Source organism: Shinella daejeonensis, assembly GCF_024281235.1.
GTDB lineage: Bacteria > Pseudomonadota > Alphaproteobacteria > Rhizobiales > Rhizobiaceae > Shinella > Shinella daejeonensis.
The window spans coordinates 1-12479 of record NZ_JAHWXY010000007.1 but is presented as its reverse complement, the minus strand read 5'-3'; the positions used below and the strand labels follow the sequence as shown (position 1 = coordinate 12479).

Genomic DNA, 12479 nt, shown 5'->3' with positions numbered 1-12479 from the left:
TCAACTGCCTTGCTCCTGCGTCGGGCGGGCCGGATAGCCGGCATTCATGCTGGCGGCCGCGATGGCATCCGGGGTCGTCTGCGCGTCGTCGAAGGTCACGGTCGCGGTCTTGGCTTCGAACGAGACGGCCACCGTCGAGACCCCGGGGACCGCCGCCATCGAGGTCTTCACGATGTAGGGGCAGGAGGCGCAGGTCATGTTGTCGATGGCGAAGGTGACTGTGCGTTCGGTAGCGAACACGGCAGGCGCGGTCATCACCGACATGATCAAAGCAAGAGCACTCAAACTCTTCTTCATGGGACGGGTCTCCTCTTGGTGTCAGGCGGAAAGCAGCAGCGGGGCGACGTAGTCGAATGCGAAGGCGGCCGCGACGAGCACCGTCGCAAACCAGAGCGCGATCTGGACAATGCGGCTGGGGATCGGGCGCGCGCAGGCAGCATCCTCGGCGCAGGCCCGCCTCGGCTTCCAGTAGACGAGATAGAAGCCGTAGCCGAGAACGCCCGTCGTCCCGGCGACGAAGAGCGGCTTGTAGGGCGCGAGCGCCGTCAGATTGCCGATCCAGGCGCCACCAATGCCTAGGCTAAACAGGATGAGCGGGACGATGCAGCACGAGGAGGCGGCAAGCGCGCCGAGAATGCCGCCGACGGCGACCAGGCGCTGCCGTCCGACTTCGGCTCGGTCCGACGCGAGCACGTCGGTCGTGGCGGACGTCATGCCCGCCGTGCTGGGTCGCGATATATCCATGTCCGATCTCGCTTTCCTTGCCGAAATCCTCATTGCGCAGTACCATGCGGTCTGTAGCAACTACAGGGTCAAGAGGGATTTTTGCGATGCGCGATCACGCTGGCGTGAAGGGCCTGCAGCGGGCTGAGCTCGCCCGGCGGACGGGCAGCAATCTGGAGACTGTGCGCTACTACGAGAAGGTCGGGCTCCTGCCCGAGCCACCGCGCACGGCGGCCGGCTACCGCAGCTACGACACGACGCACGAGCGGCGCCTTCGCTTTGTGCTGCGGGCACGCGAGCTCGGCTTCTCACTCGACGAAATCCGCGAGCTGTTGCGCCTGGTCGACGAACGCGACCAGCCCTGCGCCGAGGCAAGCGCGGTCGCCGCCGCGCATCTCGACGATGTGCGGGCGAAGATCGCTGACCTGAAGCGCATGGAGCGGGTGCTCAAGGACGTCGTCGCGCAATGCGCCGACGGCACGCGGCCGGAATGTCCGCTGATTGAGGCGCTGTTCCGGGAGCGAACTGTCAACTGATCGGGTCGAGGAGCGCCTATGCGGCGCCCCTGACGTCGTTCCGGCAAGCGTTGCCCTGCTGGGCGTGCAGCCAGTCGGCGATCTGCTGCGCCTTGGCTGCGGCGGTGAAGATCGCGCGCTTGTCGGAGCGAAGCACCTCGAGCCAGGAGGCGATATAGCTGGCGTGGTCGGGCCGCGGCTCGACGCTGAGATGGAGGTCGGCGCAGATCATGGCGCTCAGGAGCTCGACCGTGCATTCCTCCATAGCATAGGCGGCCGAGCCGAACCGTCCGGAGAGATCACGGTCGAGGCGATGCCTGGCGCCGGAGGCGTGCCCGCATTCGTGGAGCAGCACGGCGTAATAGGCTGCGGCATCGCGGAAGCAGGCGAAGTCGGGCATCTGCACGTGGTCGGTGGATGGGCGGTAACAGGCCTGCGATCCGCCGTGGCGGATGTCGATGCCGAGCGCTGCGCAGAACCGTTCGGCCCGCTCGATGCGCTCGGCCTCGGGTAGCACCGGTATCTCGGGCGGCGTGTAGCCGTCGACCTGCGCGCAGTTGAAGACCGTGTAGCCGCGGGCGAACATGCGCCGGGCGGGCTCGTCGCGATCCTCGTCGCCGTCCTGTACGTCTGCCTTGCCGTGGCGATCGACGGTCTTCCAGAACACGACGAGGTGCCCGCGCTCGCCCTTGCGGACCTGGGCGCCGAGCGCCTGCCACTGGCGATAGGTGCCCCAGATGCCGGCGGGAAAGCCGGCGGCGTGCGCGGCGGCCCAGAGTGCGATGACGTTGACGCCACGATAGGCCTTGCGCGAGGCGACGTTGACGGGCGTAGTGATGGCCGATCCGTCGTGGTGCCAGGGCATCCGGTACTGGTCGGCGCCGGCCTCGATGGCGGCGATGATCTGGCTGGTGACACGCTCGTAGATGTCGTTCCGGGGCTGGGGTGTGCGATCGGTGGTCATGGCTGCCTCCTGTGTTCGCCCTCTCCGTCGAGGGCGAGGCGGCAGGGGCAGACGCGGGAAGCCGGGCCGTCACACCCTGTTCTCGGTGCTGGTGCGGAACAGGGTTGATGGGCCGGCAGCGTCTGCCACAACCCGAGCCCTGCCTCGACGGGCGAGCACGGGAGGCAGCCATGACCGGCGAGCGGCGCCTGGACCGGTCAGGATGAAGCGCGGCTGTCAGCCGGTGCCGTCCAGAGGCGGACGCCGCAACGGGACGACCCTGGCGTCCACGGATCGAGACAGCTCCGCTCGCAGACCTTCGATGACGGCATCTCGCTCGGCGAGCTGCAACGTCAGCATCTGGATGTGCTGCGCGAGCGTCCGGGTGAGCGCCCGCAGCTCCGCCATCTCGGCACCACGCACGGCGCGTAGTTCCGCTTCCAGAGCATGGATGCGTTCCTTGAGGGCCCTGGGCGACGATCGCCGCAGGCGGGCTTCGGCCGCGCGGAGCTCGGCGAGAAGATCGCCGGCCCGGTTCGCCGTCGCTCGGCTGACGCCGGCGTCGCGCGCCAGGTTGGCGACGGTCAGCGCCCCGTCGGTGCGTTCAGGGCGGCCGTCGAGCAACCGCTTCATGGCAGCCCTTAGCGCCGCTTGGCTCTTCGGCCCGAGCGCGGTCATGCGTCACCGTCCATGAGAGGCGCGATCAGCCGGCACTTGCGCTCGTTGTCCCGCAGGATCGCCGTGCGCTGCAGCGGCGATAGACGCCGGTCGGCCAGAAGCGCTTCGCCCTCGACGATCGAGGCCTGCCACGGTTCGCGGTGCCGGGCGGTCAGGCAGGCGTTCGGGCACCGGTCGGGGCTGCAGCGCGATAGGGCCGGCGCCGTCCGCTCGGCATCTGGCGCGCCGGTGAGGCAGAGCGCGGTCGCTGCATCGAACAGGCAGTCGTTGAGGAAACCGACATGCAGGGTCCGCCCGAGATGGGCAACCATGGTGCGCAGCCGCTTGCGGTCCAAGATCCGGCCGGGAAGATCGCCAAGTTCCTCCTGCACGCGGCCGAACTCGCGTCGCAGTCGCGCAGCACCCGGTCCCGCCGGGCCTTCACGGCGAAGATAGGCCTCGTAATGGGCGACAATGTCGTCGAGCTGGCCGAGTGCACGTTCGCGCTCGATCGCCAAGCGGAAGTCGGCCTGCGCCGATCCGGCATAGCCTTCGAACATGGCGACCGAGGCGTGCTTGTACTGGATCTTGCCGGCGACCGTGCCGAACGGCCGGTTGGCGATGTACCAGGCGATCGTGCGTCGGAGCTGCCGGGTCGTAAACTTCCAAGGCTCGTCGCCGATGCGCGGAATCGCCGGCGCGGCCTCCGAGCGCGTGTCGAGGCCCTCGCGGAAAAGGTTGAGTGTCGGCGTTGCACCCATCCCGAGATGATCGTTGCTCCAGGGCCAGTCCTTCAGCGCCACCCACAAGGATGACAGTTCCTTCTCTCGGCGATTGCGTGCCGAGAGAACCTCCATCACCGCGACGGCGCGAGCGACGGGCTCGATCGTGATCCAGTCGGCCGTGACGCCGCGCGCGCCATGGCGCTTGTACACCGTGCTGCGCAGCCGGTACCGCTCGACCAGGCCGTCGGCGCTGCGCACCGGCGACACGCAACCCGGCTGCATCGCCTGCACCTCGCTGTCGCGCATGCCGGTGAGGTAGGCGCAGACGAGATAGCAGGCGCCCTGCAACATCCGTTCTTCGCGGGCGAGGCTGAGGCCGTCGAAGCGCTCGCGCCATGGCAGTCCGGTGTCCGGATCGATCGAGATCGGCGTATCGAGCCCGCCGATCTCGGTTCCGAGCTCGGCGGCTGCCTTCTCGATCAGTCGTGCAGTCGGCTCGGACTGGCTGATGCGGCCGCTCTGCGGAGCGCCGGCGTGAAGGCGCATCAGATGGAGATTGTAGGGCGGGGTCTCTTCGCCGGTGAGCGGGTCGATGCGGCGGGCCACATTGGGCGCGTGCTCCCAGATCGGCACGCCTCGGCCCATGGCCCGGCGCACGTCGAGCCACTTGGCCACGCGGGCGCGATAGTTCTTGGCCACGGCCCGTCCGGCCCGCGCGTCCCGCGCCATCAATCGGGCGCAGCGGGCTTCGAGAGCGTCAAGCTCGGCCCGCGCCGCGAGGATATCGGGCGCATAGACCTCGACATACTTGAGCGCCCAGCGCAGCATGGCGCCGATGACCGGCTCGGGAATGCGCGGCGTGGCGTTCTCGGCGGGCGCTGGCGGCCGGCCGGCAACGCGGTGCGCCGCACGTCCACGCCACGGCAGGAAACCGATGCCGCCGCCGGTTAGCCATGGCGCCAGGTGATGCAGGTCGATCGGCACCTCGACATACTTCACCGTCTCGTGAGGCGTTCGCCGTCCGCCGTCACGGGCATACGCCAGATAGGCGTCGAGCAGCGCCTGATCGATCCGGCTGAGATCGACGGCGCCAGTCCTTGCGCGGAGGAACGCGGCGAAATGCTGGATGTAGCGCAGCAGGCGGATCGCCGAGGTCGCGCCGCAGGGCGCCCGATATCCCGGCACATGGATGCGCAGGCGGGCGATCACGTACTCCTTCGCCAGCCGCCGCGTGACGGGATCGGCGATGCGGGCGAGGTTCAGCCGGTAATTGCTGTAGCGGGCGTTCACCCGGAAAATGGCGGCGCCCAGGTCCCAAAGATCGTCACCGAAGCGCGGAAGTCGCGTGCGGTCGGCATCGTCCCTGACCGCCACGCCGGCAAGCACGGGCTCGTCGTTGCCATAAATGGCCGAAGGCAGCGACGCGTGCTGCGGCAGCTTGATCGGTGCCGGCATCATGGCGCTCTCGCTTCGGGCGGCAGGTAGAGGAGCGCGGGGTCCGATGACCCAATCCGACGGGCTTCCTCGATCTCGGCGTCGGCGAACCGGGGCAGAATCTGTTCGGCGATGCGTCCGTGAACCCGGCCGAACTTGGCGATCCAGTCGGCTTCGCTCAGCACCTGCCGCTGCGCCCGGATGAAGTTGAGGAAGGCCAGGAGCGCGGGCACCTTGCGGGCGGTGACCACGGCATTGCTGCATTCGAGACACCCCCAGAAGGGGGACGGACAGGCCTCTCCCTCCGAGCCGAACGGGCTGTTGTAGAAGCCGCCGCAACTGGCGAGCCAGACGTCCTGCTCGCCGCCGAACAGCGCCTTGACCGCGGCGGCGCCGACAACGGGAAGGCCGGTCGCCTTGTCGGGATCGGTCTGGACGGCCGCTTCCTCCTCCGACGACAGGACACAGGGGGGGAACGCGGCGTCGAGCGCATCGGTCATGGCGTCGGCAATTGTCGCCTCGTGCAGATGACGAAGCGCGGGAATGTCGGCGTAGTGGTCGGCCGCGACCGCGACAGTGTGGCCGACGGCGAAGCGGTCGAGCTGGCCGCCCGTGCGCCGGTACCATGCCGCCTTATGCGTCTTGCGCAGGCGCGTCAGATTGAGGCGAAGGCGTTGGCCCCGCTCATCAAGGATGCCGTGCCGGCGCGTCCATGAAGCCGCGAGCTCCTTCATGCTGAGCACCCGAGGGGTCAGGCGGCCCCAGGCACAGTGCGCCCAGAGCGTGTCGGCGCCGAGCCGGCTTCTCGCCGGACCGGTCCACTGCAGCGCCTTGCGGATCAAGCCGCCCGGCGTCGAGGAACCGCCGTCGCGCACACGCAGCCGCTTCCACTCGGCGCCGCGCGCCCGACGCTTGCAATACTCGATCTCGACATAGCCGCCCGCCGGGTTCTTCAGGCAGTCCGCTCGCAAGCCCTTGATCGCTTCGATCTCCATGCCGGTGTCGAGCGAGATAAGCACGATGAGCGGCACGAGATCGGCGGCGATGAGATGCCGGCGGCCATGCAGATCGTGGATCAGGCGATCGTTCGGCAGGCCACTCTCGCGGCGGAGCGTGTAGAGTCGCTTGAAGAGAGGGTGCCTGTGCCCGATGACGCCTTCCGCGTCGATCACTTCCATTACCTGTTTGTGGGTTGCTGCCAGCGCCTTGCTCCGATCGGAATCCTCGACCGCCGGAATACGATCGGCCTCGCCCAAGCGGCGGATGATGGCGGCGAGATCGGTGCGCGCCGCCTTCCGCAATGCCGCGGCGACATCATCGCCATAGGCATCGCGCGGCCTGGCGCGCACGCCGGGCCGATCGCTCGTGTACATCAGCCGGCGTGAGGCATCGGGCGGCAGGTGGCTGGGCTCCGCGGCCTCGGCAAGCCGCAGCAGGTTGAGCACCTTGCTCATGCGGTGCAGGCGGTGATTGGGATGCAGGCCGCTCCCCTCCATCCAGGAATCGAAGCCGTCGATGCAGACGGCACTGACGTCGGAGAGACGGGCGACGTGCGATCCGGCGGAATCGAGATAGCGCCAAAATGTCTTGAGCGCATTGGCATAGGCGTAGGCCGTCGAGATCGAGCCGGCCGGACCACCGACCTGGCAGGCGCGCCAGAGCGCGCCGGCAAAGGTCCGCGCCAATGCCTTGCGGCCGGCGAGCATCGTCAGGTCGATCGTCTTGCTGCGATCCGCCAGCGTGACGGTAAAGCGCAGCGATGCGATCGCAGCGGCGGCCTCGCCCTCGGGATCGGGCAGCGCCTCGGGAAAGAGGGCGCGGCGACCCGGCCGCCGCACCGATGGAGCCGCCGCGGCGGTCATGCCGCGCCGCCAGCCGTGTCTTCGGCCCAGCGATCCGCGGCGGCCTCGACCAGCTCCTGCGCCTCGGCGAGGCTGTCGAGATAGATGTAGGTGCTGGTGATACTCGCATGCCCCAGCAGGTGCTGGAGCTTCTGCAGAGGATCGCCGAGAATCCGCCGATAGGCTGCGCCGTGCTGGTCCTGCGGATCGAACACGGATCCGATCTGCTCGCGGATCAGCATGGAGAGCATGTTGACGGCGAAGGTGTGCCGCAGCGTGTGTGGCGTCACCTCGACCTCGATGCCGAAACGGCGGCAGCGGGTGCAGGCCCGCCGAAAGGCAGCTTCCCAAGTCGCCGAGGGCACGGGCTTGCCGCCTTCAGTCAGCCAGAGCAAGGCATGCTGCGCCTGGCCGGGCGTGCCGACCAGCACGCGGCGGCGTTCGCCCAGCGTCAGACGGTCGAGCCGGACACGCTTGCCCGCCGCGTCTGTTGCCTTCCCGTCCTCCAGCATCAGCCAGAGCGGATCGGACACCGAAGGCTCTGAGCGCGCGGCAGAGACCGTGCGCTCGAGATCGACATAGTCGCCGATCAATCTCAGTACCCGGCGGGGAACGCGGATGCGCCGTGGTCGTCCGCCCTTGGCGATCGGACCGGGGAGATCGAACGGCACCGAGCGCGATTCGGGATCGGTCAGGCGCGGCAGCTCACTCAGCAGCAGACTGCCGGCCTCTGTCAGCCGCAGGCCGGTCGTGACGAGAAGCTCGGCAAACAACGCATTGCGCTCGCCGTTGCGGCCGCGCCACGTCGCGTCCTCCGAGCCGTCGGGAAGCCGGCCGCGCAATCCCACCTCGCGGAACAGCAGGTAGCGGCCAAGATCGATGTAACGGGTATCGTGGCGCCGCGCGGCGCGCTCGCGGGCACGGTTCGTCGTCACAGCGAGCACTGCGCGGCTACCGCCGGCCCTGCGAAGGGTGGCGCCGTAGCTGAAGGGCGAGATCGCAATGATTCCTTCCTCGACAGCCCAGCGATAGAGCTTGTCGAGCGCGGCAACGCTCCGGTTCCAGCTCGCAGCCGAGATGCGGTAGGGAGCTGCCGACAGCCGACGCGCCCGGTGAAAGGCCAGGACATCGTCGCGGCCGGCCTGCCAGACCGTCTTGCCGCCGCGCCGTTCGACAAGAAAGCGCGCCCAGACGAGAATGTCGCGGGCGTAGGAGCGCCACGTGTTCGGCGATCGCGCTCCCATAGCAGGACAGGCACGAAAGAACCGGTTGAGAGCGAGATCGTAGCTGCCGTCATCCATCAGGATGAACGGCATGCCGTGAATCAGCCCGGTGCGCTCGACCGCGTCGAGCGCACCGGGCGCGAGGCTCACTGCAAGGTCATCAAGGAAAAGCGGACGCGAAATAGTGTCAAGATCGGTAAAATACAAATGCACGCACGATACCCAAGCGGAGCGCCTTCGGCGCAACTTCATTGTTTAGAATGCGAGGGGTTCCCCTCGCGCTCTCCCGCTCGCCGCGTGGCAGGGGTGCAGGACTTAGCCTGCACCCCATGAACAGCTTGTCGTGCCGCCGCCGCGTCAAGCGTTGTCCTCGCTACGCTGCGGGAACGCTTGACCCGGACGTCTGAAGAGCTTCACCGGAGCCGTGGTGAGGCGCCTCCAATGCATGATTCTGAGACAGGATCACAGAGTCAGGATAAGGCGACCAGCTCCTCGAAAGCGTATTTCTTCGTGCCGAAGCTGCCGGAGAAATCCCGGTTCAGCCGGGACGCATGGCCGGTGGCATGACCCAGCTCATGGAGCGCCGTCCGGTGCCAGTTGATCGGCTCGAAATAGGCTTGCGGCGGCGGCACGACCACATGGTCGAGGGCCGGGAAATAGAAGGCGCGATCCCCGCCGATGCGGAAGTCGATGCCGGTGGCTTTGATAAGCGCCTCGACCCTCGGCTCGATCAGGCCGGGCGGCGGGGGTGGCATGGCCACGGCGATATCCTCGGGCAGCCCCTCGCATTGGGCAGCGTTGAACACGGTGAACCGCTTCAGGAACGAGATCGTCCCCGGTTCCTCGCCGGTCTCTCTCGCGCGCCGCTTCTCGTCCTCGGGCGTGAAGCGGTCGGCATAGACGACGGTGGTGCCGCGTTCGCCCTTGTGGACATTGCCGCCAAGGGCGGCCGCCTGGCGATAGGTGAGCCAGCCTTGTCCGGGGAAACCGTGCTGAACCACGGCGCCCCAAAGGATCAGGATATTGATGCCGCTGTAGGCGCGGCCAGTGCTGGCGTTCTGCGGCAGGCCGAGCGGGGCCTTGGCTGTGGCCTTGCCCCATGGCTGGACCCAGGGAAAGCGCCCGGCCTCGAGTTCGGCGATGATCTTGCCGGTGATTTCGTCATAGAGGTTCGTCCGGTCCGAGCCGGAGCGTGGGGTGTTGTCATATCTGGACATCGCGGTTCTCCGCGACGGGCGCCGGAGACCTGCTCTCCAGCCTTCAACCCGTCACGGCAAACCCCGTCGGCACTCTCACTCTAAAGGGGCGTTGCGGGGATCTCCCCGCTCGATGGGGGTGCGCCGGCAACACGGTGCCGGCCAAGGGGAAGACTTTCCCCCAAATAAACGTTTTTGACTGGCTGGATTATCCTGAGGCTCATGCCTGCGCCAGCATGGCGGCAATGTCGGAGATCGCTCGCAGCAGAACCAGCGGATCATCTCTGGAAGGCATGAAACCATGTCGTTGCCAGAATAGCGCCGCCTCCTCATCGACGGCATTGACCAACAAGGCCCGACCGCCGATCAGTCGCGACGCCAGAACGCAACGCTGAAGAGCATGTTTCATCAAGCCGGTGCCAATCCCCTGCCCCGCCCAATCAGTGTCCGTGGCGAGCTGCCCGAGAAGCAAGCAGGGGACCGGGTTGGGCGGCTGTCCGGTGCGGATTGAACGTGGCAGGATCGAAGGGACGGCCCCTGTCGGGGCCAGCCCATAATATCCGACGACACGCTCCGCCTCGTGGACAACGACGACAGCCGTGAAGCCCTTTTCCTGATTGGCAAGGGCGCGGGTCTTCAGCCAGTGATCGAGCGTGGGCTTACCGCATGAAAACGCGGAAACGTCATGGGCCGCAGTCAGCGGCTCGGGCGCAGATAAAGCCACGGCTCACCGCTTCGGCTCAAAGCCGGGTTCCCACGGCGCGGGCCGCTTCAGCACTTCCATCATCTCGGGGACGATGGTGGGCGGACGAGACAGGATCTCCATGAAATCCGCGAAGCCCTCCGGGCTCATGCGGATCAGCCCCTGCTCCATGACGACCTCCTCGGCGGCCCGCACGGCGGCATCCCGCACGAAATCCGTTCGGGAACGGCCGCGCAGGTTTGCCGCGCGGTCAATCATCGCCACATCCGCTTCGGGCAGTCGCATTGAGATGGGATATTCCTTGCGTTCCGCTGTGCTGGCCATGAGTCGTCTCCTTTCACGTAAGATAGGGGATTGTATCGCAAAAGGCAATACGTTAATATCCTCACCATGCTCACCGAACTCGTCATAGCGCCAGGGAACCCCTCGATACCCGCCGCCAGGGCAGAATCCCGTAGGTTATTTCGCTATGCCATGATGCGCGGGACTACGCTGGAACGCGCCGGTATACGCAGCATGGCACTGGATTCCGCCAAATATTCGACCGCGTTTTCAGTTGCTTATACTGTCATAGGGGCAAATTCTGTCTCGCATGACCTTGCGAGCCCCCGGAAACACAGCAAAGATGTCAGGACGAGAACGCGAAGCGCTGCTCGAATCCCTGATGATCGACGAGCCGGAACTGACGTTCACCCAGTGCGGCAATCCCGATCCGCGCCTTCTGCGTCTCGTCGAGTTTCTGGCGCGGCAGGCAGCGCGGGAATGCTACGCCGAGGAAGTGAAGATGATGCGTCGACGGAGGAAGCGCACCTCCTGACGCTCAAAGGAGATGTGCCGTGAGAGTCGCGATCTACGCCCGCTATTCGTCGGACAATCAGCGCGAGGCGTCCATCGCCGACCAGTTCCGCATGTGCCGCCTGCGGGCGGAGAAGGAAGGCTGGACGGTGGTCGAGGAATATTCCGATCACGCCATCTCCGGCTCCAGCATGATCCAGCGCCCCGGCATCCAGGCGGTGATCATGGATTCCGCGCGCGGCCGGTTCGACATGATCCTGGCCGAGGCATTGGACCGGATCAGCCGGGATCAGGAGGACATCGCCGGCATCTACAAGCGCATGCGCTATGCCGACGTGAAGATGTTCACCCTGTCCGAGGGCGAGATCAGCGAGTTGCATGTCGGGCTCAAGGGCACGATGAACGCTCTGTTCCTAAAGGATCTGGCCGACAAGACGCGCCGCGGACAACGCGGCCGCGTCGAGGCCGGCAAGTCGGGCGGCGGCAATTCCTACGGCTATGACGTGGTGAAGAAATTCGATGCCAATGGTGAGCCCGTCCGTGGCGACCGCACCATCAACGAGGCGCAGGCCGAGGTTGTCCGCCGCATCTTCCGCGACTACGCAGCCGGCAAGTCGGCCAAGACCATCGCCTTCGCCCTGAACAGGGACCGTATCCCCGCGCCGTCCGGTGGCGATTGGGGTTTCAGCACGATCAATGGCAACCCGAAGCGTGGCAACGGCATCCTCAACAACGAGATGTATGTCGGCAAGATCGTCTGGAACCGCCAGCGATTCGTGAAAGACCCCGATACCGGCAAGCGCCAGGCCCGCCCCAACCCCGAATCCGAATGGGTGATCCAGGAGACGTCGGAGCTGCGCATCCTCGATGACGACCTCTGGAACGCCGTGAAGGCGAGGCAGGGCGAGAACCGGACCGAGCGGGACGAGAGCGGCGTCGCCGACGTCCGCAAGATGAACTACCGACGCCGGCCGAAATATCTCTTCTCGGGCCTGACCAAATGCGCCTGCTGCGGCGGCGGCTATTCCGCGATCTCGGCGACCCTGATCGGCTGCTCGACGGCACGGAACAAAGGCACCTGCGATAACCGAACCAACATCCGTCGCGACGAATTGGAGACGCGCGTGCTGAATGCGCTTCGCACCAAACTTGTCGATCCCGAATTGTTCGCTCACTTCTGCGCGGTGTTCACGCAAGAGATGAACCGGCTGCGGATGGAAGGCCGCGCGGGCATCACCGCGGCCGAGACCGAGATGGCGAAGATCGACCGTGAACTCGACACGCTGCTCAACCTGATCCTCAAGGGCGGCGCGGCTGACGCAATCAATGCCAAGATGGTGCTGCTGGAACACCGCAAGAAGGAACTGGCGCTGTTTCTGGCCGAGGCCGAGGAACCGCCTCCCCTCCTGCACCCCTCGATGGCGCTGCAATACCGCAAGCGGGTTCAGCAGCTCTATGAAGCCTTGCAGGACGAAGAGGAAGAGAAACGGATCGAGGCCGCGGATATCCTGCGCTCACTGGTGGACAAGATCGTGCTGACGCCCGTGGACGGCAAGATTGAGATCGACGTCCAGGGCGATCTTGCTGGAATCCTTACGATTTCCGCACAAACGAAAAACCCCGCCGGAGGGCGGGGTGGATCGCAAGTAAAGATGGTTGCGGGGGCAGGATTTGAACCTGCGGCCTTCAGGTTATGAGCCTGACGAGCTACCGGGCTGCTCCAC

Annotated in this window: 12 protein-coding genes and 1 pseudogene; 3 read left to right on the top strand and 10 right to left on the bottom strand. The window is 66.4% G+C overall.

The window, feature by feature from the left end:
* Nucleotides 1-297, bottom strand: a complete 297-nt coding sequence (locus tag KYK29_RS15915) for a heavy-metal-associated domain-containing protein (RefSeq protein WP_012112816.1) — start codon at nt 295-297, stop codon at nt 1-3.
* Nucleotides 298-318: 21 nt separating this feature from the next.
* Nucleotides 319-744, bottom strand: a complete 426-nt coding sequence (locus tag KYK29_RS15910) for a mercuric transporter MerT family protein (protein WP_039194744.1) — start codon at nt 742-744, stop codon at nt 319-321.
* 86 nt (nt 745-830) lie between these two features.
* Here KYK29_RS15910 and KYK29_RS15905 point away from each other — a divergent pair, with 86 nt between their 5' ends.
* Nucleotides 831-1259: a MerR family transcriptional regulator gene (locus KYK29_RS15905; protein WP_012112818.1), complete on the top strand. Its 429-nt coding sequence runs from the start codon at nt 831-833 to the stop codon at nt 1257-1259.
* Between the two features lie 16 nt (nt 1260-1275).
* Here KYK29_RS15905 and KYK29_RS15900 read toward each other — a convergent pair whose 3' ends face one another.
* The 8 genes and pseudogenes from KYK29_RS15900 to KYK29_RS15865 all read right to left on the bottom strand — a co-directional run bounded on the left by KYK29_RS15900 (nt 1276) and on the right by KYK29_RS15865 (nt 10284).
* Entirely contained in the window at nt 1276-2202 is a 927-nt protein-coding gene (locus KYK29_RS15900) for an ArdC family protein (RefSeq protein ID WP_012112819.1), read from the bottom strand.
* Between the two features lie 216 nt (nt 2203-2418).
* Nucleotides 2419-2859 carry a hypothetical protein gene (locus KYK29_RS15895; protein WP_254691891.1) on the bottom strand — a complete coding sequence of 147 codons (441 nt, stop codon included), beginning with the start codon at nt 2857-2859 and terminating at the stop codon, nt 2419-2421.
* On the bottom strand, nt 2856-5021 hold the full coding sequence (locus KYK29_RS15890) for a hypothetical protein (protein ID WP_012112821.1): 2166 nt from the start codon (nt 5019-5021) through the stop codon (nt 2856-2858). Before KYK29_RS15890 ends, KYK29_RS15895 begins: the two co-directional genes overlap by 4 nt.
* Nucleotides 5018-6859, bottom strand: coding sequence for a site-specific integrase (locus KYK29_RS15885; protein WP_012112822.1), 1842 nt, complete (start codon nt 6857-6859; stop codon nt 5018-5020). The genes KYK29_RS15890 and KYK29_RS15885 overlap by 4 nt, the downstream gene beginning before the upstream one ends.
* Nucleotides 6856-8274, bottom strand: a complete 1419-nt coding sequence (locus tag KYK29_RS15880) for a tyrosine-type recombinase/integrase (RefSeq protein ID WP_012112823.1) — start codon at nt 8272-8274, stop codon at nt 6856-6858. Before KYK29_RS15880 ends, KYK29_RS15885 begins: the two co-directional genes overlap by 4 nt.
* A 266-nt stretch (nt 8275-8540) precedes the next feature.
* Nucleotides 8541-9278 (bottom strand): annotated as a pseudogene (locus KYK29_RS15875) (ArdC family protein); the annotation flags it as partial.
* A 199-nt stretch (nt 9279-9477) separates the two neighbouring features.
* Nucleotides 9478-9981, bottom strand: coding sequence for a GNAT family N-acetyltransferase (locus KYK29_RS15870; protein ID WP_254691890.1), 504 nt, complete (start codon nt 9979-9981; stop codon nt 9478-9480).
* A gap of 3 nt (nt 9982-9984) precedes the next feature.
* Nucleotides 9985-10284 (bottom strand): type II toxin-antitoxin system TacA family antitoxin, encoded by a 300-nt coding sequence (locus KYK29_RS15865; RefSeq protein WP_254691889.1) that lies wholly within the window; start codon nt 10282-10284, stop codon nt 9985-9987.
* A 301-nt stretch (nt 10285-10585) separates the two neighbouring features.
* Here KYK29_RS15865 and KYK29_RS15860 point away from each other — a divergent pair, with 301 nt between their 5' ends.
* Together KYK29_RS15860 and KYK29_RS15855 are read left to right on the top strand one after the other, a co-directional pair.
* Complete coding sequence (locus KYK29_RS15860) at nt 10586-10777, top strand: hypothetical protein (RefSeq protein WP_254691888.1); 192 nt, start codon at nt 10586-10588, stop codon at nt 10775-10777.
* A gap of 19 nt (nt 10778-10796) precedes the next feature.
* Nucleotides 10797-12452: a recombinase family protein gene (locus KYK29_RS15855; RefSeq protein ID WP_254691887.1), complete on the top strand. Its 1656-nt coding sequence runs from the start codon at nt 10797-10799 to the stop codon at nt 12450-12452.
* Nucleotides 12453-12479 lie beyond the last annotated feature (27 nt).